Here is a 24192-nt window from a genome sequence, read left to right as displayed (position 1 = left end):
TTTTATGAAGAATTTTATTAATCAATTTGAATGCAAAGAAGTAAAAGCCGGTGAAGTAGTATATGACACAGAACAAATGGGAAACATATTACTTTTTGTCACTACAGGCAAACTTCTCATCTGTTCGAAAACGGCAACCCCGGTAGTAGAAGTCGATGAAGGGTATTTCGTTTTATTGCCTACGGAAAAACGTCATATCATAACGGCTATCACAGATGCACAGACAGTACTCATGCATGCGGGAACTTTATCCACAATGATCACGGAAGATCCGGAGTGGAATCCGGAACGCCCGGTCGTTCTACCAACTTTCCCGTCATTAGCAAAAACACTATTTTTGCTTGAATCCTATCAAAAAGAAAAAAGGTCTAATATAAATTAGACCTTTATTTATTTTCATTATTTTCTCCTTTTAAAACTGCTTGATTAAGAACGATGGATTGATCCGAAAATAAATCCCAGCCGAAAAACTGGTAGCACTGCCGGATTTACCGACTTCACCAGCCCCCGGTCCAAACTTATCGACAGACAGATGCTGATATACATCCACATCTACCCCCAGGGAAAAACCTTTCCCAAAACTCTTTGAGTATTCCAACCCCAGATAAACCATATTTTGCCCGCCAAAAGAAACATTTTCATCCGATGTCGATACCGCCCCATAAAACGGACTGCCGAACATGGAAATGAATTTATCACTGTTCCAATAAGATGTTTTCACCCGAAAATCGTAAATATCCGCAGATGCCCGGACATAAAAACCGGAGCCGCTGCCATATGGCCATAACTTACCGGCCTGCTGATAATAACCAGCGACATCAAACTCAAGATTTACATTCCGGAATATCGGATTGCCGGTGTTCCAAACCGTACCGACTCCCACAGCGCCATTCATCAAAGTCTGTACAGAGTTAGTAAATATCGTATCGATCTCCCCTCCCCGATGTTGGGCCAATCCCTGCATCGGTGCATAAAAATGAAAACGCGCATCCGGATCATTCAGCTTATAACGTCCCGACAACCCGACAGTAAAAGCCTCCTGATGCGTATCTTCCCGGAAAATAAAACTTTCCCAGTTCACCCAAACATCCAGATCAAACCTGCGGGAGTCATACAACAACTGAAGTCCGGCTTCCGGATCAGCCGTCAGGTTCAACTCCGGATTATATAAAGGTTCGATCAGGTTATGATTAGCACCACCATAAATATCGCCAAGAACAATATTCACATGATCGGACAAAGCCATCTGCGCCCGAAAAAAAGGAAGGACATGGAAACCATGCTGATACTGGTCGCCTTTCCATTCGGCAATATCCTGATAAGCCAGGCTCGGATATTTCTTTGCCCCCCAATAACGGAGCATATGCACCCCCAACTCAAGTTTTATATTACCCAGCGGATAAAAAACAGCCTTCGGTTGTATCCAGAATCCCGGCAAAGAATATCCTTTCATAATCGAACCGGTATATTCATTATCTTTAAAGAAACTTATATTATCCAGCTCGACAGATAATTGCCCTTTCTTTTCCGGATCAATCCGATGGTCCGACTTAAACACCCGGTCGGAAATTTGTGCCCGGACCGGACATACAACAAATAGATTTGCAATCAGAAAGCAGAGACCCGGCAGAAGCAGACGGGCAGATTTCAAGGGAAGAGTTTTCATTTATTTCAAAATTTGCAGCAAACGTAAGAAATTATCAGCAATAAAAAAAGGGATACGGATGTTTAACTTCCGTACCCCTTCTCTTATACTATTTGTTAAAACTAACTCAACGTCTTGGAGTAGCTTCTTTAACAACCATCTGACGGCCTTCGTATTCAGCACCGTTCAATTCATTGATTGCATTTCTTGCTTCGCTTTCATTTGTAAATTCTGCGAATGCAAAACCTTTTGATCTGTTAGTGTCGCGATCAATGATCAACTTTACTGATTCTACAACTCCATACTCTTCTAAAACCTGCTGTAAGTCAGATTCTCTAACCCGATAGTTCAGGTTACCAATGTAAATATTCATACAAAAATGATATAAAATAATTAATAAAAAAACTGTAACAAATAATCTTGGAAAGGTCCATTACTACAAAATAAATTCACTTGTTGAATATTACATCGGAGATAAAAGAGCAATTTCTGAAAACTATGTTGTTCACATGCCACAAAGGAAAGTATTTTTATTCGATAAACAACTATATTCGTCAAAATTATTTGTGAAACCAATCTATTTTTATAGTTTTGTAACAAAATAGTTCAAGAGATAGATATTTTTTTATCTCACGCACAACTCAAAAAATAAGCCTTTAGTACGAAGAGAATAGTACTTTTGTACAGAAAGACTGGCAAGTTATTGGAAAATATAGTATTTTTGACCAATTATATCGCATATTTATCCTTTTTAATTCAATTAAGAAGGCCTAAATTTGCACAATTATTTTTGAACTTAAATTGACATGGAAAAAATCGAAGTAAAAGAAGCTAAAGGGAAACTTGGCATTCTCGTTGTGGGTGTAGGTGGAGCAGTATCAACCACCATGATTACAGGTACTCTGGCTGCTCGTAAAGGAGTAGCGAAACCAATTGGCTCAATCGCCCAGATGGCGACTATGCGGTTGGAGAGCGGAGAAGAGAAAGCAATCAAAGACATTGTGCCTTTGGCTGATCTGAACGATATTGTATTCGGCGGTTGGGATATATTCCCCGATAATGCATACGAAGCTGCCATGTATGCTGAAGTATTAAAGGAAAAAGACCTGAACAATGTGAAAGAAGAATTGCAGGCCATCAAACCGATGCCGGCTGCATTCGATCACAACTGGGCTAAACGCTTAAATGGAACGCACATCAAACAGGCTGCCACCCGTTGGGAAATGGTAGAACAACTCCGCCAGGACATCCGCGATTTCAAGGCTGCCAACAACTGCGAACGTATCGCCGTTTTATGGGCTGCAAGTACTGAAATCTACATTCCTCTGTCAGATGAACACATGTCGCTTGCCGCATTGGAAAAAGCGATGAAGGAAAACAATACGGAAGCTGTTTCCCCGAGTATGTGTTATGCTTACGCTGCTATCGCAGAAGGCGCTCCGTTCATTATGGGTGCTCCTAACCTGTGTGTAGACACGCCAGCTATGTGGGAATTCTCCAAACAGATGAATGTACCTATCTCCGGAAAGGACTTCAAGAGCGGACAGACATTAATGAAGACTGTACTGGCTCCGATGTTCAAAACACGTATGCTGGGTGTAAGCGGCTGGTTCTCCACCAACATCTTAGGAAACCGTGACGGCGAAGTATTGGATGATCCTGCAAACTTCAAGACAAAAGAAGTTAGCAAACTGTCAGTGATCGACAATATCTTCGAACCTGAAAAATATCCGGACCTTTATGGTGACGTATATCATAAGGTACGTATCAACTATTATCCTCCCCGCAAGGATAACAAGGAAGCATGGGACAACATCGACATCTTCGGATGGATGGGCTATCCGATGGAAATCAAGGTAAACTTCCTTTGCCGTGACTCTATCCTCGCCGCTCCTATCGCTCTCGACCTGGTATTGTTCAGCGACTTGGCTATGCGTGCCGGTATGTCCGGTATCCAGACTTGGTTGTCATTCTTCTGCAAGAGCCCGATGCACGATTTCGAACACCAGCCTGTTCACGACCTGTTCCAGCAATGGAGAATGGTTAAACAGACTTTGCGTGATATGATCGGAGAAAAAGCACCTAGCTATCTGGATTAATACACACATATAAAAAGACTTCTTCTATCCGTCCAAAAACGATTTTTTCCTCGGATAGAAGAATTTCTTTTTCATATATCAATCATCTTAATTCAATTAGTTTCTGACAAATATGGATTATGCAATCATTGCAGCTGGCGAGGGTTCCCGCTTGGTGCAAGAAGGAGTAAAATGGCCCAAACCACTGGTACAACTAAACGGTACGGCGTTAATTGATCGTTTAATCAATGTTTTTCTGAAAAACGATGCGTCATCTATCAGTATTATTGTAAATGAAGAAATGAAGGAAGTGCAGGAACACTTGCGGAATCTGGAACTGCCTGTTCCTTTTTATCTGCTGGTTAAATCCACTCCCAGTTCCATGCATAGCTTTTATGAGCTCAGTCACCATCTGGACAGCGATCATATCTGCCTGACAACCGTCGACACGATTTTCAAAGAAGAAGAGTTCGGCGGATACATCCAGGCGTTCCTGAAAGAAAGTCAATTGGACGGGTTAATGGCAGTAACCGACTTTATAGATGACGAAAAACCTTTATACGTAGATACAGACAACGATTTAATAATCCGGGGCTTTCTGGATAAACAAGGAGAACCGGCATGTTCTTATATCTCCGGCGGTATTTACTGCCTGCGGCGCTCCGGACTGAAAGTCCTGAATAATGCAATCGGACAAGGCATGTCACGTATGCGCAACTACCAACGTCAGCTTATAGCCGAAGGATTAAAGCTGAAGGCTTACCCATTCAGCAAAATCGTAGACGTCGATCATGCCGAAGATATCAAAAAGGCCGAAGATTTTTTAAACAGTTGATAGTTGACAAGTGACAACTAAATAAAAAAGTAATGAGTAAACTAACAATAGCAGGCATCCGCCGGGAAAATCAATTTTCCCCCAACCATATCGGTAACGATGCCGCCATCTTCTCTCTGACCGTCCAACATCTGCGCGATCTGGGATGTGAAGTAAACGAATACATAGAATCAGATCTGATAATCCATAACTTTGAAGAGACAGCCATCTTCAATATGGTCAGAAACTGGACTTCTATCCATAAACTACAGCAGATGGAAGATCAGGGTTATACCGTTATCAACTCCGGCTATGGAATAGAAAACTGTACGCGCGAGAAAATGACCCGCCTGTTAATGTCGAACAACATCTCCCATCCGGCCAGTCTGATCCTTCCCACCGATGAAGACCCGACAGCCGCACTGGAAAATGCCGGATTTTATAACTGCTGGATCAAACGGGGTGACTTTCACGCCATCCACCGGGAAGATGTCACCTATGTGAGGAATCCGGAAGAAGCCAAAACAATCCTGAAAGAATACGCTATCCGTGGAATCAAGACTGCCGTAGTCAACGAACACCTGGTAGGCGACCTGGTTAAGTTCTATGGCGTGACCGGAACTGATTTCTTTTATTGGTTCTACCCCTCCAACCAACATCATAGTAAATTCGGGCTGGAACAGATAAACGGAACGGCCAAAGGCATTCCGTTTGACGATTCAAAGTTGCAGCAACTTTGCAGCCAGGCGGCAGAAGTACTGAACATTCATATTTACGGTGGTGACTGTATTATTTCAGATGACGGATCGATCCGGCTGATCGACTTCAATGACTGGCCCAGTTTTGCTCCCTGCCGGGACGAAGCTGCTCCCCTGATTGCCCGCCGCATCTATAATTTAATCAGCAAGTAATGGAAGAAACAAAAAAGAAACCCGATATAGAGTCTACACTCAAATCCCTGGATACCGAAGAGTTCATCGATATCCACTTCTATCGCCCGATCGGTTATCGTTGGGCGTTATTCTTCAATAAGCTGGGAGTATCCCCCAATGCAATTACCGTAGCCAGTATATTTATAGGTATTGCAGCCGGCATTTGTTTCTATTACCAGAGCCTGACAATAAATATCATCGGTATGTTATTGCTTATCTGGGCAAACTCATACGACAGTGCCGACGGACAGCTGGCCCGCATGACCGGTAAGAAAACACCATTGGGCCGTATTCTGGACGGAACAGCCGGTGACTGCTGGTTTATTGCTATCTATGCCGCCATCTGCCTCCGCCTGACACCGGAATGGGGTATCTGGATCTGGATATTTGCTGCTATCACCGGATTTTTTCACAGCAAACAAGCCGCCATGGCTGATTATTACCGGAATATCCATCTGTTATTCCTGAAAGGAAAAGCCGGAAGCGAACTCTCCCACTCTCCCGCCCTGAAAGAGAAATATAAGACGATGAGTTGGAAAAAAGATTTTATCTATAAACTTTTTGAAACATTTTATATCAACTATACCGTCGGGCAGGAAGCATTGTCGCCGAAGTTTCAGAAAATGATGAACATCATCCGGACCAAGTATCACGATGAAGCTCCGGAATGGTTCCGGAAAGCCTTCCGTGAAAAGAGCCTTCCGATGATGAAATACACGAACATGTTGTCATTCAACACACGTGTCATTGCTTTATTCGTCAGTCTTTTCATCGATATGCCCTGGCTGTATTTCGTATTTGAAATGACGGTATTGAATATCATGCTGGCATATATGATCGTAACACACGAACGTTTCTGTGCCCAATTCACTAAAGAACTCGAATCAAAATCATAAATATATGTTCGAATCAGACAAGATAAAAGGAATCATATTCGATTATGGCGGTACCATCGACAGCAATGGCATGCACTGGGCCGAAGTGATCTGGATGGCTTACCAGGCCGAAGAAGTACCGGTGAGCAAAGAGATCTTCCGGAATGCCTATGTGCACGGCGAACGGACGTTAGGTAAAAATCCGATCGTAAAGCCCCATCACACTTTCCTCGATATGCTGCGCCTGAAGACAGACATACAGATCGAATGGCTCAAAGCCGGCGATTTTATCCCCGAAGCGTATGCCACTCCCGGATTAAAACAGCGGCTGGCCGACTGGTGCTATGCTTATGCACGGAAGTCGATCGACACAGCCCGCCCCATACTGGAGGCATTGTCTCAAAAATACCCGCTGGTACTGGTCTCCAACTTCTACGGAAACATCGAATCTGTACTAAAAGATTTTCATCTGGATACTTATTTTAAATCGATTGTCGAATCAGCAGTTGTCGGTATCCGCAAACCCGATCCGGCTATATTCGGGTTAGGTGTAAAAGAATTATCATTGCCGGCAGAAACGATCGTCGTAATCGGGGATTCTCACGATAAAGACATTATTCCTGCTACGTCTATTGGCTGCAAAACGATCTGGCTGAAAAGTATCGGCTGGAGCGATTACCGGGGAGATGAATCAGCCGACCTGGTTATTACCGATTTCACAGAACTGGAACAGGCATTCAGCCTATAGACTTTCTGACCATCAATAATTCAATAGAAACCTTTCCTAAAATAAAAGTTGCCCTATCTTTGCAAACAAAAAAAGATAGGGCTTTATTATGATAAAGAAATATGCGTTATTACTATTCGTACTATTCACATCGTGTGATCTGATAGATTACCATCCGTATGACGGAAGAATCACGAACAAAGAAGATAAAGATATCAATGAAACGAATATTTTTAAAATCCGGAACGCCTGCCAGGATAAAGACACCATCCGTTTTATCTTTACAGGCGACACCCAGCGCTGGCTGGATGAAACGAATGACTTCGTGAAGCATGTCAACCAACGGGACTCTATCGATTTTGTCATTCACGGAGGTGACCTGACCGATTTTGGTATCAAAAAAGAATATATCTGGCAACATTCAATTTTATCCAAGCTAAAAATACCCTATGTTGCCCTGATCGGCAATCATGATATTATCGGCAACGGGGAATTGGTATACGAGGATATGTACGGTCCTAAAAACTTCTCGTTCAGCGTCGGCCCCTCACAGTATTATGGCGGAGGTGGTGCAATCCGTTTCATCTGCCTGAATACGAATGCGCTTGAATACGATTACTCCATTCCTGTACCCGATTTCTCCTTTATAAAAAGTGAACTGAACGGTACAACAGAAGATGATAAATGCACGATCTTTGTTATGCATGTACCACCCGGAAGCGAGCAATTCAATAACAATGTGGCAGATATCTTCCAGGAAAAGATACGGGAATTTCCCAATCCTCTTTTCTGCCTGCATGCCCACGATCATAACTTTGCCGCCCGCGATCTGTTCGATGACGGGATCATTTATTATTGCTGCGACAATATTGGCAAACGTACTTATTTACTCTTTACCGTAACACCTGATGACTACTCATATGAAATCGTTAAATTTTAAATTACTACTGCTCTTAACCTTGCTTTTTCCGTTTCATATAAATGCTCAGGACAGTATCCCTGCCCCGACTTTGTATGACAGACATATAGAAAGATACACTTCACTATGGGAAAATCTTATCCCCCGGTACAGTAAAATACAATTTGCCGGCTCCATGGGTATGTTCTCTTTCGGCATCGGATGGGACTACTACCGCCATCACTGGGAAACAGACCTTCTCTTCGGGTTTGTTCCCAAAACCACCCGTAACCTGAATGCAGAAAGTTCAAAAAAACGTCACACTATGGCAACATTTACGGCAAAGCAGAATTATATCCCCTGGAGAGTTCCTTTACATAAAAACATTGATTTTGAACCGTTAACGACAGGGTTATACATTAACACCCTGCTTGACAGAGATTTTTGGGTACAAAGCCCTGACAAATATCCTAAAGGCTATTACTTCTTTTCAACAAGAGTACGGACCCACATTTTTCTTGGTGAACGTGTCACCTTTAAATTCAATAATCCGGGAAGATGGCATAAATCAGTCACGCTGTTTTACGAACTCAGTTCATGCGATCTGTATATCCTTAACAAATTTGGAAACAAATATCTGAAGCCGAAAGACTATCTCAGCCTGTCATTTGGCCTGAAGTTTCAGATATTGTGATAAGAAATATTACACTTCCATAAGAGATCACTCATCACTACATTATAATAAATACAAATATTTGTATATGCCATAGACTATATTTGTTATTTTTAACCAGCAACCGCACATTACTTATTGTACTATTTAACACATAAAAACAATCTTCAAAAAAACTGCAAAACAAGAGGCTGAACCACCTTTCACAACATATAATAACAAGCTATATTCCACTGACATACAATAAAAAGTAATGACTAAAAAAAACGATCGTTTTAACTAGTCATTATTTTGTCTATTTTAACAATTGAAACAATTTCTATATAAGTTTTGAAAATTAAAATCTAAATATTTTTTCTTTGTTGTAGATATGAATAAAATGCATACCTTTGCGGTGACTAAAAAAAACGATCGTTTTTGCTAGTCATTGTTTTTCGTGAGCTCACTTCTGTGACTGACGAACTTTGTTGTGTCAATACCTTATAGTTTGTTATGATTTATATATTCATTGCTATTTCTCTACTTATATCAATAGTTCTATCAGCGCTTATTATTCCAAGGATTCTCGTTGTAGCTTTCCGAAAAAAGTTATTCGACATTCCCGACGAACGAAAAGTCCATAGCGGAATAATTCCCCGTCTGGGCGGCATATCATTTGTCCCCACCATCCTATTTTCATTGGCTTTCACCACCGGATTAAGGTATCTTATCGGTTATGAAATCGCCATTGATAGCCTTCATTTCATAGTTCCCGAATTTTATTTCTTAGTCTGTGGCTTAACGTTATTGTATTTATCAGGCATAAAAGATGACTTGGTTGGACTGCGTTACCGAAGCAAATTCGTTGTACAGATCATAGCAGCCTCCCTTATCCCCCTGTCCGGCCTATGGATCAACAACCTGTATGGCCTTTTCGGAATTGAGGAACTGACTCCCTGGCTAGGAATCCCCTTTACAATCCTATTAACTGTATTCATTGTTAATGCGATCAATCTTATTGATGGTATTGATGGATTAGCGTCCGGGTTAAGTAGTATATCACTGTTGACTCTCGGCAGCTTATATATCTATTATGACCAATGGATTTATGCCATGCTCGCTTTTTCTACATTGGGAGTACTACTACCCTTCTTCTATTATAATGTTTTTGGTAATGTAGATCGCTGTAAAAAGATATTTATGGGGGATACAGGTAGTTTGACGCTGGGATATATATTAGCTTTTTTAGCTATCTCCTATACCAATAACAATCCTGAAAGAGCCCCGTATTCAGAGGGAGCTATCGTTATTGCCTTTTCTACTTTAATAGTTCCTATGTTTGATGTGATTCGGGTTATATTGGTGCGTGCCCGAAATCACAAAGGGTTATTTGACGCAGATAGAAATCATATACATCACAAATTTTTGGATATGGGGTTCAGTTCGCGTAAAGCAATGATTTGTATATTGGCAATGGCATTATTATTCAGTATTGCCAACATGGCACTAATAACTTACATCAACAACAATGTCCTGCTCTTTACGGACATTATTACTTGGGTAGGATTGAATCTGTGGTTTGATAGGATTAGGGATAAAAATCAATAAAGAGAAGGTGTTCTGAATATAAATAGCCCAAAGACATTGCTAAAGTGCTCTAATTAACTTTTTGAGTGCTTACGGAAGAAATTCTAAAGGCAAAGAACGCTTAGGATGTAATCGAAGGCATGCGATACGTGGTGGTACATGGATACTATAAAATTATTAGGAAGTCATATAGCTTTTAATCTATAATAAGGTCTAATATATGTCGAAAATTTTAATATCCGGTGGAGCTGGCTTCATCGGTTCTAATTTGTGTGAGTACTTCTTGAACAGAGATAACGAAGTTGTTTGTTTGGACAACTTCTCAACAGGTAAAATGGAAAATATCATACCGTTGATTGAGAAGTTTCCAACAACTTTCAAGTTGATAGTTGGTGACATCCGTAACATCGAAGATTGCCGGATGGCGGTTAAAGGTACGGAATATGTGTTTCATGAAGCAGCACTGGGCTCTGTACCTCGTTCCATCCAAGATCCAGCTACTACAAATGATGTAAATATTGGTGGTTTCTTGAATATGTTAATTGCTTCACGTGAGGTTAAAGTGAAGCGTTTTATTTTTGCCGCATCATCTTCTACTTATGGCGATAGCAGGTCACTTCCCAAAGTGGAAGATGTGATTGGTAAACCGCTGAGTCCATACGCAATCACTAAGCTCGTTGATGAATTATATGCAGATGTATTTGCTCGTACTTATGGTGATATCGAATATGTCGGTTTACGTTATTTTAATGTGTTTGGTCGTCGTCAAGACCCTTTTGGCACTTACGCTGCTGTAATACCATTGTTTGTGAAGAAGCTTATGAATAATGAAGCTCCAAACATCAATGGTGATGGAGAATATTCTCGCGATTTCACTTATATTGATAACGTTATTCAGATGAATGTATTGGCTATGGAGAGCACAAATCCTGATGCAGTTAATCAAATTTACAATACAGCATTTGGAGAGCGTACCACATTGAACGATTTGGTAAAATACCTCAAGGAATTTCTTTCGGAATACGATGCAAGAATTGCCAATATCGAGCCTATTCATGGTCCTAATCGTACAGGAGATATTCCACACTCATTGGCTTGTATTGACAAAGCTAAAAAACTTCTTGGTTATAATCCTCTATTTTCTATGCGTGACGGTTTGAAAGCTGCTTGTAGTTGGTATTGGGAAAATTTGAAATAAAATATTAAAGACAGAATATAGTCATAACACATTTATATCAAAATGGAAAAAGATATTAAGATTTGCGTAATCGGTCTTGGTTATGTAGGCTTGCCTTTGGCACGTTTGTTTTCAACCAAATACAAAACTGTGGGTTTCGACATGAGCCAGTCTCGTGTGAACGCTTTGATGGCTGGTCATGATGCCACACTTGAAGTAAGTGATGAACTTCTTCAAACTGCAATCAACAGCCATGGTTTTGTTTGCACTACGGACATAGAGCAAATTAGAGACTGTAATTTCTATGTAGTGGCTGTGCCTACTCCTGTAGATAAAAATAACAACCCAGACTTAACACCTCTTTACGGTGCAAGTACGACTGTAGGCAAGGTCATCAGCGAGGGTGACATCGTAGTATATGAGTCAACTGTATATCCTGGAGTAACTGAAGATGAGTGTATTCCTGTAATAGAAAAAGTATCAGGTTTGAAGTTAAACGTAAATTTTTTTGCAGGTTATTCTCCTGAACGCATAAATCCGGGTGATAAATTCCATACTGTAGAAAAAATAAAGAAAGTGACTTCAGGTTCTACTCCGGAGATTGGTAAACTTGTTAACGATGTTTATTCATCAGTAATCACAGCCGGAACTCATCTGGCTCCTACTATCAAGGTTGCAGAAGCTGCTAAGGTGATTGAAAATTCACAACGTGATATCAATATCGCTTTTGTGAACGAGTTAGCTAAAATTTTCAATCTCATGGATATTGATACTCAAGCCGTGTTGGAAGCAGCCGGTACAAAATGGAATTTCTTACCTTTCCGTCCGGGTTTGGTAGGTGGACACTGTATTGGTGTAGATCCTTACTATCTTGCACAATGTTCTCAACGTCATGGCTACAATCCTGAGATTATTCTTGCAGGTCGTCGTATGAATGATGGTATGGGAGAATATGTAGCCAATCAGGTTGTCAAATTAATGCTTAAGAAAGGTATTCAAGTTCTTGGCTCTAACATTTTGATTCTGGGTTTCACATTTAAGGAAAACTGTCCTGACTGCCGCAACACAAAAATCGTAGATATTGTAAATGCATTGAAAGAATATCATCTCAATCTTACCATATACGATCCATGGGCTAATCCTGCTGTAGCTATGCATGAGTATGGCATTGAGATTACAAACGAACTTCCTCCTGATAAATATGATGCAGTTATTCTTGGTGTAGCTCACAACGAATTCAAAGAACTCAATGTCAAATTACTTGGAAAAGATAATTTTGTTCTTTATGATGTAAAATGGATTTTACCAAGTGAAGCTACTGATGGCAGGTTGTAATATGCCATTATTCATATGAATGATTTAGAGCAATATCGTTATGATTATAGTGTGGCTAAATTATTTGCCACACTTCTTTTCGTACATTCTTCTAACAACTCGATAAAACAAATTTTCCCCAATTTGTCTCCTTCCATATCTACAGCTATAAGCATAGTGTGTAGCGTTATTTTTATATTCATGTTTCTACATGAATATAAAAGTTTTAAGCCATCTCTTTATGTTAAAATAATTGTATTGGAGATGGTTATCAGTTTTTTATATTTTATTAGTATTATACGTTATCCTACAGCAGAAAAAGAAATAATCGGACGAGCTATATGGACATTAGTTTTTTGTGTTCCCATATTCTGTTTGGTATTACAAATGAAGAATTTAGATATGTTTTTCTGTAAACATGTGAAAATTGCTGTTTACGCTCTTGTAGTGGAAGGTTTTCTGGTTTTTTATTTAACGTTATTTGGAGGGATAGAGACAGAATTACGATATAATATGTCTTTTGGATATATGCTTCTATTTCCTATACTTTTTTTATTTACTGAAAGTAAGAAGAGTAAATTTAATTTATTATTAGCTATTTTACTTACTATAGGAATAATGATTTTAGCTTCAAGAGGACCTCTTTTATTCATTGCTTTATATATCCTAATTTGTTATCTTTTTCATTATAATTTATCAAAAAAAATAATTCTATCAATATTTATATTTTTAGGAGGTGTTATATTCTATTTTTTTGGAGAATCATTACTTCAGGAAGTATCATTTTTTTTTGAGACTATGGGCTTTTACAGCAGAACATTAGATAAAATACTAATGGGGGCAGACGCTTTGGAAAATTTATCTGATAGGGAAATAATTTGGGAAACAACAAAGAATAACATTTGGGAGAAGCCTTATTGGGGATGGGGAATAGCAGGAGACTTATCATATATGGATTCATATCCCCATAACATCACATTAGAAATTTTGTTGCATTATGGTATTTTTGTAGGTTCTATAGTTTTGTTTGTTATATTCTTTTCTATTACAAAGTCTTTATTCGTCACAAAATTTAGAAATCCCGTTTTATTGATATTTTTGTGTTCAGGGTTTGGTCATTTGTTTCTCTCCAGTACATATTTGATTGAATATAAATTCTGGATTTTATTAGGTATATGTTTTTCTATAATGAAGAAAAAGATCATATTTATTCTTGAAAGAAAATGAGTCATAAAGTATTATTTATTTTTCCAAGATTTCATATTGGTGGTGTTTCAAAATCATTGAGTTTTGTCGCTAATGTATGCCACGAACATGGAATGAATGTACATTGTGTTTCTATGTCTACAGAACCGGAAACAATTTATCTTAATAAAGCAATTTATCGCTATACTATAGATTTGCATGAACATAGTAAGGGATTGAAACGGATATTTTACCGGGTCCTGTTTATGATTCGTTTGCGTTATTTAATTCATAAAATACGTCCAAATCTTATTATTGTATACAAACCTGATTTAGTAAAAGCATTGGTATACAATACGGTAGGGCTACATATCCCAATTATTGGGTCTGAACGTGGAAACCCTATAGAATATGGTGAACGTTCTAAACTTTATAAATGGGCTTATAATCACTGTGCAGCAACCGTTTTTCAGACTGAAGCAGCAAGTAATTTTTATAAATTGAAAACAAAGAGCGTTATCATTCCCAATCCTGCTTTTTTTAGATCAAACAATAATAATGAAAGTAGAAGCAGAGATGGATTGAATATAGTTTCAGTTGGTCGTTTGAGTGAAGAGAAAAACTTTGCAGGTCTGATTAAGGCCTTTAATCTATGTAAAGATGAGATAAAAGATAGTAAACTTATAATCTATGGCGATGGACCAGAATTTAATAAACTTCAATCTTTGATAAAAGAGAAAGGATTGGAGAATAGAGTTTTCTTATCCGGATATGTACAAGATTTCACCAAACAAGATGATAATGCAGGTATTTTTGTCCTAAACTCTTTAACTGAAGGTATGCCAAACGCTTTGATTGAAGCCATGATTGCCGGCTACACTTGCATTTCAACCGATTGTCCCATTGGTGGACCGGCATGGTTATCTGATAATGGAAAGCGTGTACGTTTAGTTCCAATCAACGATGACAAAAATCTAAGTAAGGCGTTACGTGAGGTAGTAAATAATCGTGAAGAAGCTCAACTGTTATCAATAAAAGCTCAGGAGATAAAGGAGGTACTTCACCCTACACGTATAGCAGACAAATGGATATCACTCATTAATGAAATTCTAAATGAAAATCAAAGAGCTATTAAGTAAACTATACCACAAATGCATATATTTTATTAAATGCATAAAATGGTATTGTTTCTATAAAAAACAACAAGCAGTCTCCAGGAAGTCTAATTATATTAATGAAAATAAATGGTTCAAGAGTGCAAGAATACTACTTATTGTACCTCATGCGGATGATGAATTGTTGTCTTCATACACATTACTCAGGCATGCACCTAATCTAACTGTTTATTATTGTGGATTTGTAGGTACTAACCCTAATAAGTCAAATATAGTAAGAAGAAAGAAAGAAATTGAAGATTTATGTGAAAAATTGAGTGTTCCCATTATCCATGGAAATGGAGATTGTATGAATTTTGATACTACTATCATAAATGGAAAATATGATATCCTTGTGATTCCATTGATTGTTGATTGGCATTTTGAACATCGTAAAATTAGCTATATGCTCAGCGATGTATTGGCAAACAATAAAATTTTTCCTCAAATCTATTGCTACTCGGTTACAGTACCTAATGAATCAGATGATATCATTAATGTGATTGAATTAACGCAAGAAGAACAGAAACAAAAATACGCATTATTTAAGGAGGTGTATATCTCACAGAAATTTATGCCTTTATATCGCTTCAAGATTAATGAACGGATATATGGTCTACAAGCCGGAATATACGCTGCCGAGATATTTCAGCCATATACATTGAATTTGTGGTTGGAACAAATTGATATTGTAAAGAAAGCAGAAAATAAAGGGGAAATTACGCAAATAATTTCTTCATTAAAGAAAAATCTCTCCAATATGAAAACAATACGCAAGTTGTCCAAAGAGTTTTATCTCTCTTTGAATAAGGATCTTTAAGATGGAACAAGTAGGTAAAGAGCAGGCTATATCTAATTTTTCATGGGGATATATGGGAAAAATGGGGGCTCAAATTATATCTTTTGGAGTAACAATTGTTTTGGCACGATTGATTGCGCCTGCGGATTTTGGTCTTGTTGCAATTGTCGCCATCTTTACTACATTCTTGAATGTATTTGTAGACAGTGGTTTAGGTAGTGCTCTAATTCAAAAAGAAAATGCTGACAACATCGATTTTTCTACCGTATTCTTTTTTAATATAGTTGTCAGTTTGTTGCTTTATATTATTTTGTATATCAGTACTCCTTTTATATCTTCATTTTATGATAATACTCAGCTAACACCATTGCTTAGAGTGGCATCATTTAGTTTAGTGATTACAGGTTTCAGAAGTACCCAAGAAACATTTGTTACTAGGAATTTATTATTCAAGAAGCACTTCACTGCCGTTTTTATAGCCGCTATATGCTCAGCCGTAATTGGTATTATGTTGGCCTATTTAGGATATGGAGCATGGGCTATTGTATTTCAGCAACTATGTAATACAAGTATTAGCACTATTGTCTTATGGTATTTAATTCCCTGGAGACCGAAATTATTATTCTCTATTAATCGTTTAAAAGGATTAATGCCCTTTGGCTTTAAAATATTAGGAGGGTCATTAATGGATACTTTATACAGCGAAATAAGAAGTCTTTTAATAGGTAAAATATATACTCCTTCTGATTTGGCTTTTTATGACAGAGGGAAACAGTTTCCCTATATGATTGTGAGTGGAATAAATGGAGCTCTAAACAGCGTTTTATTCCCTATTATGTCACGTAATCAAGATAATCTCAATAGAGTCAAGCAAATAGTACGAAAGACTATCCGAATAAGTTTGTTCTTTGTTTCATCTATTCTTTGCTTTCTTATATGTGCAGCGGATTCTATGGTGGAGCTCCTTATGACTACCAAATGGTTACCAAGTGTTATATATATACAAGTACTTTGTTTTGACGCGTTATTATGGCCAGTGATAACTATTCATTACAATTCATTTAAGGCTGTAGGGAAAAGTGATCTTTATCTAAAATATGTCACAATAACAAAGATAATAGGTATGTCAATGTTAATTGTATCAATTCCTTTTGGTGTCCTTTATGTTGCAGTAAGTTCAGTATTGTCAATGCTTATTCAATTAATGATGCTTGCGAAGGTAAGCCGTAATAATAATAATTACTTGTATAAAGAACAGTTTAAAGATTTATATAATGGGGTGAAACCTGCAATATTAATTTTTATTGGAATATGGTGGGTAAATGAAACCGATTTAATTCCACTTTTTCGCTTTTTAACACAAGGAATATTGACGTTTGTGATCGTGATTGTCTATGCCCAAAATACTAATCTTGAAAGTTACGAAATAATAAAGGATTTATGGAAAAAAAATAAAAAAAGATGGAAAAAAAAATAGGACTAGTCACATTATATACTAATAATTATGGTTCATGTCTGCAAGCTTTTGCGCTCTATGAAAAAATCAGGCAACTTGGATATAGTCCAAAGTTGATAAAGTATCAGACAAACGATGAGACAGTGAAGAATAGACTGAACCTACTTTTTAAATTACCTCTTACGCAGTTCTTCTCATTAATCATTAACCGCCGACGGATTAATAAGTTGAAATCGGCATACAACAGTTTTAGAAAAAAAAAGTTAGAGTTTACGGGAGAAACTTATTCGCCCTCTTGTGACAAATCTGCTTTAGAAAAAAAATTTGATGTTTTTGTTTGTGGTAGCGATATGATGTGGTGCGAAGCGTTTGAGAAAGATTGGGAGCACTTTTTTCTGCGTTTTACCGATAAGAGCAAACGTATTGCTTATGCTCCTAGTTTTGGTGTGAATCGTATTTCTGAAAAAAATAAAGAGCGATGCAAAACTTATTTATTAGGCTTTGAGCCATCTCGCCTATCATGCAGAGATCTCTCAGGAGTAAAAATGATAAAAGATACTTTTGGTATGGGCTCATATCATGTGGTTGATCCAACGATGCTTTATAGTAAAGAAGATTGGAATAGAATTATTGGCAATAATGAGCGGCTGTATGCAAAGCCATATGTGTTGTTGTATTTGTTCGGTGGCTATCAGGGTGGTAGAAAAGACATTATAAAACAAGTAAAACAATGGGGCATTGGGGAAATTAAGGCTATTGATATCAGAAGTAAATACCGTTTCAAGAACCAGAACATTGGGCCTATGGAGTATGTTCGTGCCTTTCGTGATGCTGAGTACGTTATCACGGATACTTTTCACGGTCTAATGTTTTCATTGATTTTTGAGAAAGCATTTGTAGTTTTGACAAGAAATGATGGAACACACTGGGGAAATTATTCGGATAGAATGACAGCACAGCTTGATATGCTTGGCATTTCAGAACGTTATCATGACATGAACATTTTATTACCTGATTCTTTCAAACAATTGAATTATTCTATTATCATTCCAAAGATAGAAAGTTTGCGTAAAAAGAGTATAGAATATCTTCACACTGCCATTGAGGAAGTCTTAACCCAAACAGAAACATAGGATTATGAATATCTTAGAAATAGGTAAGGACTGCGTAGGATGTGGAAGTTGTGAGCATAGCTGTTCACATAAAGCTATCACTTTACGTCCAGATATGGAAGGTTTTTATTATCCAATCATCGATAATACTCTTTGCGTGGATTGTTCTTTGTGTTATAAAAGTTGCCCGCAGGTATTTCACACCCAAGAATTGGGACATCAGAGAAATATTGTTCAATTCCCCTATAATGTTATAAGCCGTCTAAAGAGATACTATAAGAAAAGTGCATCAGGTGCTGTCTTTGTAACTATTGCGCATAAGTTCCTGCAAAAATACAAAAATGCAGTAGTATGTGGTGCGACTTATAGTGAAGGTCGTATACATCACATCTTGGTTGATAAGATTGGGGATTTATATAAATTACAAGGAAGTAAATATGTACAAAGTCAATTGGATGATGTATATCCTCGTATTAAGAGACATTTAAAGTCTAATCAACCAGTATTATTCAGTGGAACACCTTGTCAAGTAGCCGGATTGTATGCTTATTTGCATAATAGAAATATTGAAAATTTATACACTATGGACATCATTTGCCATGGTGTTCCAAGTCCAAAATTTTTAAAGAAAGACTTGGGTTTGTATGCGGCAAATAATTCAGAAATATCATCTGTACAATTCAGAAAAAAACACCCTTTATTTAAGTCGAGAAGCTTATATTTTTTAACGATAGTCAAGAAACACAAGCCTTGTGTAAGCATGTGTTTCCGAAAAAGTTCTTTGAACTTGAAATTAGATCCCTATTTTTCGCTTTTTAGTAAAGGATGGACATTAAGACGTTCATGTTATCAATGCCATTATTCAAATTTACAGAGAGTTGGAGATATAACCATAGGCGATTGCGATTCACATGTCAACTATCCTTCTTTTCATCCCCATGAAGCTACCAGCGTAGTGATTATAAATACAGTAGCAGGTATAAACTTGTGGGAACGTACGAGTCAGTATTTTGATTTTATTAATCTTGATATTCAAAAAGAAGCCGAAGTGAATGTACCACTTAGAGAAAGTTTTAAATGTCCTCCCGAGCGTGAAACGATTTATGAGGAAATAAACCGACTTCCTATTCAGGAAATCAAAAAACGTTATGCACAGAAGAAAACTATGAGAACAGTTATAAGTGCTTTTTTGATAGACTACTGTCCTCCTATTATAATAAATAAATTTGTGAAGTTAATTCGATAAATTAAGAATATGAAATTTCCCAATAAGTATTTGAGAAACCTAAGGCCCTATAAGTTGGCCTCTCATAAGGTATGGCAAGTAAATCCGGAAGAGCGACAGAAAGTTTTGAAATTAGACTGGAATGAAGCAACAGTACCCCCTACACCACTTGTGAAAGAGATGGTGCAGAAACTGATAGATGAACCTATGTTTTTTAATCTTTACCCATCGACATTCAATGAACATTTGATAGAACTTCTTTCAAAGTATGTTGGTCTTCCTAAAGAGAACTTGCAATATTTTGGCAGTTCGGACTTACTGCATGAGTACATTTGCAAAGTATTCATTAGCGTTGGCGATCCAGTGCTAATACTAGGTCCTTCATATGATAACTTTCGTTTGACTTGCCAAGCTAATGGAGCTAATGTTTATTGGTCTAATTATACTGATGATTTTAAGTTTGATAAAGAGAATTTTGAGTCTGACATTAGAAAGATAGAACCTGCAGTTGTATATATTTGTAATCCTAATAATCCGACTGGTCACGTTCATACAGTAGATTATATCAAGTACTTGCTTGATGAACATTCTGACACTTTATTTTTAATAGACGAAGCTTATCAAGAATTTTCTGGAGTTACTGCTAAAAATTTAGTGTTGGAATATGATAATATATTGATTTCTCGCACCATGAGCAAAGCATTTGCTTTGGCTAATTTTCGTGTTGGTTATCTTATAGCATCGAAAGATAATGTGCAATTCATTAATCGTATTCGCAATCCTAAAAACTTAACAACATTTGCTCAAACTGCAACTATTGCTGCATTAACAGATGTTGAATATATGAATAACTATACTAAAGAAGTGAATCTGGCTAAATGTTGGTTCAAAGAAAAACTTGAAACTCTTTTCTCGAAAAAAATGAAGCCTTATGAAAGTGCGGGTAACTTCATCATGATAGAATTCCCTTCATATAATGAAAAAATGAGTTTACTTCAATTTTTAGCAGAGAACAATATTTTTGTTCGTGATTGTACTCAAGGCTATTCTGTCCGTAAGTGCTTTAGAATTACGATAGGAACAAAAAAGCAGATGGAGATTGTATTAAATGTAATGATGAAATATTATGCTATATAGAGAGAAAGTTGCTTTTTTTGACTTTTGCGAAACTTTAGTTGATTTTCAAACCGCTGACGCATTTTGCGACTATGTCAGAGAAAGAACAAAAAAAACAAAAATGTTTAAAATCGAAAAAAACATAATACTTTTAAAGAAAATATACTTGTTACCTATCCTTCAAAAACTATTTAGAAAGTATGGAAGTATAGAAAAAAAATTAAAAGCTTATGAACTAAAAGGATTCAACTATTCTGATTTAGATGAATATGCTAAAAAATATTATGAAACACGAATTAAACCTCACTTTATTAAAGAATTAACAAATGAGCTCGTTCGCCTAAAAGAGGAAGGATATACAGTTGGTATTGTTTCAGGAGGTTATGGTATTTATCTTAAATATTTTGTGCAAGATTTCAATCTTGATTTTCTTTTATCGAGCAATATTAAGATAGAGAATAATATATGTACTGGTTTTTTAGATGGTCTCGATTGTATGAATGAAAGAAAAATACAATATATCAATAAGCTTTTTCCATCAAAACCAACTTATTCTATTGCATTCTCTGATAGTTTATCAGACATACCTTTATTGCAATATGCAACAGATGGAGTTGTCGTATCTCGAAATAAACATCAAAATTGGGTAGATAATAATAAATTTAAAGAATTAATATGGACATGTTAAGAATGAAAACTTTCGTAAGAAGTCATGTGCTTCCTTACGATTTGGTACATGTATACCTTTGGATTAAGTATTACATTAATACGTGGCACGGACCACTTAAAACGTCATGTAAGAATTATAAAAAAATCTTTGGGATTAATCCTAATTTAAGAACCCCTAAAACATTAAATGAGAAAATTGTATGGCTTAAGCTATATGATCACCGAGATGTTATGCAGAAGTGTAGTGATAAATATCTTAGTCGTCAATTCTTTGTTGATATGTTTGGGGAGGAAGTAAAACAGTATTTGGTTCCATTGCTATACCAAACTCCTAATTGGAGAGATATTACTATGGATATTCTGCCTGATGTACCTTTTATTATTAAACCAACACATTCATCAGGTTCCTATCAAATTATTAAAGATAAAGCTAACGTGAATATTAAAATGTTACGAAGAGCTTGTATGTGGTGGCTTAAATTTGATTATGCTAAATTTGATGGAGAATGGCAGTATGCTTTTAATAACCGAAGTATTATTATAGAGAAACTCCTTCAATGCAAAGACGGTTATATTCCTAACGATTATAAATTGCATTATATAAATGGAGAACTACAATTTGTGTACTGCGCAATAGGTAGAGAAACGACGAATAAAAGAAATATTTATGATGCAAATTGGAATCCTGTTGATTTTACATGGATACCAAAAGAAAAAGACCCATCTACAATAAGAGGTGAAGAAATAGATCCACCAGCTTCTTTTCATTTGATGAAAAAATATGCAGATGAAATTGCGAAATTATTCGATTATGTTCGTGTGGATTTTTATGATGTAGATGGACATATGTATTTTGGAGAAGTGACACTCCATCACGGTGGAGGTCATGATGTATTTACACCTGCCAAATATGACCAACTATTCGGCGAAAAACTACATCTTACTTGTTTTAATACAACAAATAATGGATAAATAGAATTTTGTAAATCTATTGATTATGAAACAGCGAGAAAAAAGAAAGGTGTAAAAAGTTTATTTATGTGGATGCGTTATAACGGCTTTCACGTGTCAGAGAATGAATTGGCTTCATGCGGGTGAAAAGATATCGAGATCTCTTTAGAGTTCTTGAAATCGGAGTTGTTGAGGATTAAGATATTGCTAAATATAGATGAAGTCTGGTGCAGAGTAAAATCAAGTTTAAAGGAGACGGTATGATGCCAGGTAACTATCTCAAAAATTCTTTGGGTGATAATAAATAAGAAGATTCGGGTAATCCACTTCCTTTATTACAATAACGAAAACGATAATAGGGGGGACTTGGCCTATCCAAATGTTTCTGTAAGATTATACAGGAGCGATACAATCAGATGATTACTCGGTCTATAAACACTTGGTAAGGTACAATCCGAATCTAGAACATCTTCAATATTGCGCTGGTCTGATCCGTGAAATGATACACGGGAATTAGGACTATGCAGCTCTCCTTCAAAGAGCTTACTGAGTACAATAGAAAGAAAAATAACTTAAAACAAAAAACGGAGGTCTATTTTGCTGATATATAGCAGAGTAAAAAAATGAAGTGCTTACTAAAAAACAGGAAAGAATGAAAATAATCCATCTTTGTTTAGGTAATTATTTTGTTGATGGTTATGGCTATCAAGAGAATATTATAACGAAAATGCATAAAAGACAAGGTCATGAAGTTCTGATTGTCGCCTCGACAGAAACTATTGTGGATAATTTTAATTTAGGATATGTTGAAAGTAGGAGTTACATCAATGAAGATGGAATTCCTATTCACCGCATCCCTTATATAAATCTCTTTTCTAATATATTGACACATAAATTACGATTTTATAAAGGACTGTATAAAGAGTTGGAATTGTTCACACCAGATATTATATTCATGCACAATTTCCATTTTTTAGGAGTAAAGGATGTTGTAAAGTACATTAAGAGGAATAAAGGAGTGAAATTGTATGTGGACAGCCATGTAGATCCTGGTAATAGTATAAGGAATAAAATATCAAAATATGTATTACATTCTCTCTTATATAAATATGCTGCTAAAATGGTAACCCCTTATGCTTCTAAATTTTATGGAACATTACCATGCAGGACTACTCTATTAAGTGATTTCTATGGAATACCTAAAGACAAAATCGCATTTTTACCAATGGGGGCTGATGATGAATTAGTTTTAAAAGCAAAAGAAAGTGAGCAGAGAAAATTAATCCGTCACAAATATGAAATTAAGAATGATGAATTATTGATTATTTCCGGAGGGCGATTTGATAGAACTAAGACAGAAATTATAGACTTAATGAAAGTTATTCTTGAGTTGAGTAAGAAATATAAATTGAGAATGGTGATTTTTGGCGCATTGGAGAATGGTGATTTTAAGGTTACTTTTGATAAATTATGTGACAATCATATAATACGTCATATAGGATGGATTAAAGGTAATGAATCATATAATTTTTTTGAAGCCGCTGATTTGATGATATTTGCTGGTAGCCATTCCGTATTATGGGAACAGGCTGTAGGACAAGGTAAGCCTTGTATCTTTAAATATATGGAAGGATTTACTCATGTAGATTTAGGAGGAAATTGTTCTTTTTTTAAAGAAAGGTCTCAAGCAGAATATATTCGTGTAATAGAAGAGTTTATTCAAAATTATTCCCACTATGCAGAAGTGGCAAAGGAGAAAGGTTTAATTTATTTTTCATATCAGCAAATAGCAAAGAGAGCTATTGGTTTGTGATTGTTTGTTGTTG

General features: G+C 36.7%; 23 protein-coding genes. 21 read left to right on the top strand and 2 right to left on the bottom strand.

Annotated features, from left to right (window positions below; genetic code table 11):
• The first annotated feature begins 4 nt into the window (after positions 1-4).
• The gene (locus NBH14_RS17700) at positions 5-382 is read left to right on the top strand and encodes a cyclic nucleotide-binding domain-containing protein (protein WP_007652871.1); all 378 of its coding nucleotides are present in this window, start codon (positions 5-7) and stop codon (positions 380-382) included.
• Positions 383-412: 30 nt separating this feature from the next.
• Here NBH14_RS17700 and lpxZ read toward each other — a convergent pair whose 3' ends face one another.
• Both lpxZ and rbp read right to left on the bottom strand, forming a co-directional pair.
• Positions 413-1666 carry an LpxZ family protein gene (gene lpxZ / locus NBH14_RS17695; RefSeq protein WP_186960586.1) on the bottom strand — a complete coding sequence of 418 codons (1254 nt, stop codon included), beginning with the start codon at positions 1664-1666 and terminating at the stop codon, positions 413-415.
• A gap of 106 nt (positions 1667-1772) precedes the next feature.
• Complete coding sequence (gene rbp, locus NBH14_RS17690) at positions 1773-2018, bottom strand: RNA-binding regulator (RefSeq protein WP_007652869.1); 246 nt, start codon at positions 2016-2018, stop codon at positions 1773-1775.
• Positions 2019-2451: 433 nt separating this feature from the next.
• Between rbp and NBH14_RS17685 the strand changes: the two genes are divergently transcribed.
• From NBH14_RS17685 to NBH14_RS17590, 20 genes are all read left to right on the top strand, one after another.
• Complete coding sequence (locus tag NBH14_RS17685) at positions 2452-3744, top strand: inositol-3-phosphate synthase (RefSeq protein WP_007652868.1); 1293 nt, start codon at positions 2452-2454, stop codon at positions 3742-3744.
• A 112-nt stretch (positions 3745-3856) separates the two neighbouring features.
• Positions 3857-4558: an NTP transferase domain-containing protein gene (locus NBH14_RS17680; protein WP_186960587.1), complete on the top strand. Its 702-nt coding sequence runs from the start codon at positions 3857-3859 to the stop codon at positions 4556-4558.
• Positions 4559-4590: 32 nt separating this feature from the next.
• The gene (locus tag NBH14_RS17675; RefSeq protein WP_186960588.1) at positions 4591-5448 is read left to right on the top strand and encodes an ATP-grasp domain-containing protein; all 858 of its coding nucleotides are present in this window, start codon (positions 4591-4593) and stop codon (positions 5446-5448) included.
• On the top strand, positions 5448-6365 hold the full coding sequence (locus tag NBH14_RS17670; protein WP_046146742.1) for a CDP-alcohol phosphatidyltransferase family protein: 918 nt from the start codon (positions 5448-5450) through the stop codon (positions 6363-6365). Before NBH14_RS17675 ends, NBH14_RS17670 begins: the two co-directional genes overlap by 1 nt.
• A 4-nt stretch (positions 6366-6369) precedes the next feature.
• The gene (locus NBH14_RS17665) at positions 6370-7092 is read left to right on the top strand and encodes an HAD family hydrolase (protein WP_007652863.1); all 723 of its coding nucleotides are present in this window, start codon (positions 6370-6372) and stop codon (positions 7090-7092) included.
• Between the two features lie 88 nt (positions 7093-7180).
• On the top strand, positions 7181-8011 hold the full coding sequence (locus NBH14_RS17660; protein ID WP_186960589.1) for a metallophosphoesterase family protein: 831 nt from the start codon (positions 7181-7183) through the stop codon (positions 8009-8011).
• Positions 7992-8663, top strand: a complete 672-nt coding sequence (locus NBH14_RS17655) for a hypothetical protein (protein WP_250817689.1) — start codon at positions 7992-7994, stop codon at positions 8661-8663. Before NBH14_RS17660 ends, NBH14_RS17655 begins: the two co-directional genes overlap by 20 nt.
• Before the next feature lie 471 nt (positions 8664-9134).
• Positions 9135-10229, top strand: coding sequence for an MraY family glycosyltransferase (locus tag NBH14_RS17650; RefSeq protein ID WP_186960591.1), 1095 nt, complete (start codon positions 9135-9137; stop codon positions 10227-10229).
• A gap of 199 nt (positions 10230-10428) precedes the next feature.
• On the top strand, positions 10429-11406 hold the full coding sequence (locus NBH14_RS17645; protein ID WP_186960592.1) for an SDR family oxidoreductase: 978 nt from the start codon (positions 10429-10431) through the stop codon (positions 11404-11406).
• Positions 11407-11448: 42 nt separating this feature from the next.
• Positions 11449-12720 carry a nucleotide sugar dehydrogenase gene (locus NBH14_RS17640; protein WP_186960593.1) on the top strand — a complete coding sequence of 424 codons (1272 nt, stop codon included), beginning with the start codon at positions 11449-11451 and terminating at the stop codon, positions 12718-12720.
• Between the two features lie 15 nt (positions 12721-12735).
• Positions 12736-13926 carry an O-antigen ligase family protein gene (locus tag NBH14_RS17635; RefSeq protein ID WP_186960594.1) on the top strand — a complete coding sequence of 397 codons (1191 nt, stop codon included), beginning with the start codon at positions 12736-12738 and terminating at the stop codon, positions 13924-13926.
• Positions 13923-15023: a glycosyltransferase gene (locus NBH14_RS17630; protein WP_186960595.1), complete on the top strand. Its 1101-nt coding sequence runs from the start codon at positions 13923-13925 to the stop codon at positions 15021-15023. The genes NBH14_RS17635 and NBH14_RS17630 overlap by 4 nt, the downstream gene beginning before the upstream one ends.
• Positions 14998-15858 carry a PIG-L deacetylase family protein gene (locus tag NBH14_RS17625; protein ID WP_186960596.1) on the top strand — a complete coding sequence of 287 codons (861 nt, stop codon included), beginning with the start codon at positions 14998-15000 and terminating at the stop codon, positions 15856-15858. The genes NBH14_RS17630 and NBH14_RS17625 overlap by 26 nt, the downstream gene beginning before the upstream one ends.
• Position 15859: 1 nt before the next feature.
• Positions 15860-17314, top strand: coding sequence for a lipopolysaccharide biosynthesis protein (locus tag NBH14_RS17620; RefSeq protein ID WP_186960597.1), 1455 nt, complete (start codon positions 15860-15862; stop codon positions 17312-17314).
• Positions 17299-18426, top strand: coding sequence for a polysaccharide pyruvyl transferase family protein (locus NBH14_RS17615; protein WP_186960598.1), 1128 nt, complete (start codon positions 17299-17301; stop codon positions 18424-18426). Before NBH14_RS17620 ends, NBH14_RS17615 begins: the two co-directional genes overlap by 16 nt.
• A 4-nt stretch (positions 18427-18430) precedes the next feature.
• Positions 18431-19651: a Coenzyme F420 hydrogenase/dehydrogenase, beta subunit C-terminal domain gene (locus tag NBH14_RS17610; RefSeq protein ID WP_186960599.1), complete on the top strand. Its 1221-nt coding sequence runs from the start codon at positions 18431-18433 to the stop codon at positions 19649-19651.
• A gap of 9 nt (positions 19652-19660) precedes the next feature.
• A complete protein-coding gene (locus NBH14_RS17605; RefSeq protein WP_186960600.1) occupies positions 19661-20767 on the top strand; it encodes a pyridoxal phosphate-dependent aminotransferase in 1107 nt (368 codons plus the stop codon).
• The gene (locus tag NBH14_RS17600; RefSeq protein ID WP_186960601.1) at positions 20757-21434 is read left to right on the top strand and encodes an HAD family hydrolase; all 678 of its coding nucleotides are present in this window, start codon (positions 20757-20759) and stop codon (positions 21432-21434) included. Before NBH14_RS17605 ends, NBH14_RS17600 begins: the two co-directional genes overlap by 11 nt.
• Entirely contained in the window at positions 21422-22387 is a 966-nt protein-coding gene (locus NBH14_RS17595) for an ATP-grasp fold amidoligase family protein (protein ID WP_186960602.1), read from the top strand. The genes NBH14_RS17600 and NBH14_RS17595 overlap by 13 nt, the downstream gene beginning before the upstream one ends.
• A 631-nt stretch (positions 22388-23018) precedes the next feature.
• On the top strand, positions 23019-24179 hold the full coding sequence (locus NBH14_RS17590; RefSeq protein ID WP_186960603.1) for a glycosyltransferase family protein: 1161 nt from the start codon (positions 23019-23021) through the stop codon (positions 24177-24179).
• Positions 24180-24192: the final 13 nt, after the last annotated feature.

The sequence above is a fragment of the Parabacteroides caecihominis genome, assembly GCF_023656785.1.
Classification (GTDB): Bacteria; Bacteroidota; Bacteroidia; order Bacteroidales; family Tannerellaceae; genus Parabacteroides; species Parabacteroides segnis.
Note: the sequence above shows the minus strand (reverse complement) of the source record. Positions and strands in the feature narration are given on the sequence as shown.

Excerpts from the sequence above, each read along its gene's own strand:
- NBH14_RS17675 (WP_186960588.1), top strand. The coding sequence starts at position 4,591 with ATGAGTAAACTAACAATAGCAGGCATCCGCCGGGAAAATCAATTTTCC.
- NBH14_RS17665 (WP_007652863.1), top strand. The coding sequence starts at position 6,370 with ATGTTCGAATCAGACAAGATAAAAGGAATCATATTCGATTATGGCGGT.
- NBH14_RS17615 (WP_186960598.1), top strand. The coding sequence starts at position 17,299 with ATGGAAAAAAAAATAGGACTAGTCACATTATATACTAATAATTATGGT.
- NBH14_RS17650 (WP_186960591.1), top strand. The coding sequence starts at position 9,135 with ATGATTTATATATTCATTGCTATTTCTCTACTTATATCAATAGTTCTA.
- NBH14_RS17680 (WP_186960587.1), top strand. The coding sequence starts at position 3,857 with ATGGATTATGCAATCATTGCAGCTGGCGAGGGTTCCCGCTTGGTGCAA.
- NBH14_RS17605 (WP_186960600.1), top strand. The coding sequence starts at position 19,661 with ATGAAATTTCCCAATAAGTATTTGAGAAACCTAAGGCCCTATAAGTTG.
- NBH14_RS17625 (WP_186960596.1), top strand. The coding sequence starts at position 14,998 with ATGAAAATCAAAGAGCTATTAAGTAAACTATACCACAAATGCATATAT.
- NBH14_RS17635 (WP_186960594.1), top strand. The coding sequence starts at position 12,736 with ATGAATGATTTAGAGCAATATCGTTATGATTATAGTGTGGCTAAATTA.
- NBH14_RS17595 (WP_186960602.1), top strand. The coding sequence starts at position 21,422 with ATGGACATGTTAAGAATGAAAACTTTCGTAAGAAGTCATGTGCTTCCT.
- NBH14_RS17600 (WP_186960601.1), top strand. The coding sequence starts at position 20,757 with ATGCTATATAGAGAGAAAGTTGCTTTTTTTGACTTTTGCGAAACTTTA.
- NBH14_RS17670 (WP_046146742.1), top strand. The coding sequence starts at position 5,448 with ATGGAAGAAACAAAAAAGAAACCCGATATAGAGTCTACACTCAAATCC.
- NBH14_RS17645 (WP_186960592.1), top strand. The coding sequence starts at position 10,429 with ATGTCGAAAATTTTAATATCCGGTGGAGCTGGCTTCATCGGTTCTAAT.
- NBH14_RS17685 (WP_007652868.1), top strand. The coding sequence starts at position 2,452 with ATGGAAAAAATCGAAGTAAAAGAAGCTAAAGGGAAACTTGGCATTCTC.
- NBH14_RS17655 (WP_250817689.1), top strand. The coding sequence starts at position 7,992 with ATGAAATCGTTAAATTTTAAATTACTACTGCTCTTAACCTTGCTTTTT.
- NBH14_RS17590 (WP_186960603.1), top strand. The coding sequence starts at position 23,019 with ATGAAAATAATCCATCTTTGTTTAGGTAATTATTTTGTTGATGGTTAT.
- NBH14_RS17660 (WP_186960589.1), top strand. The coding sequence starts at position 7,181 with ATGATAAAGAAATATGCGTTATTACTATTCGTACTATTCACATCGTGT.
- NBH14_RS17620 (WP_186960597.1), top strand. The coding sequence starts at position 15,860 with ATGGAACAAGTAGGTAAAGAGCAGGCTATATCTAATTTTTCATGGGGA.
- NBH14_RS17700 (WP_007652871.1), top strand. The coding sequence starts at position 5 with ATGAAGAATTTTATTAATCAATTTGAATGCAAAGAAGTAAAAGCCGGT.
- lpxZ (WP_186960586.1), bottom strand. The coding sequence starts at position 1,666 with ATGAAAACTCTTCCCTTGAAATCTGCCCGTCTGCTTCTGCCGGGTCTC.
- rbp (WP_007652869.1), bottom strand. The coding sequence starts at position 2,018 with ATGAATATTTACATTGGTAACCTGAACTATCGGGTTAGAGAATCTGAC.
- NBH14_RS17610 (WP_186960599.1), top strand. The coding sequence starts at position 18,431 with ATGAATATCTTAGAAATAGGTAAGGACTGCGTAGGATGTGGAAGTTGT.
- NBH14_RS17640 (WP_186960593.1), top strand. The coding sequence starts at position 11,449 with ATGGAAAAAGATATTAAGATTTGCGTAATCGGTCTTGGTTATGTAGGC.
- NBH14_RS17630 (WP_186960595.1), top strand. The coding sequence starts at position 13,923 with ATGAGTCATAAAGTATTATTTATTTTTCCAAGATTTCATATTGGTGGT.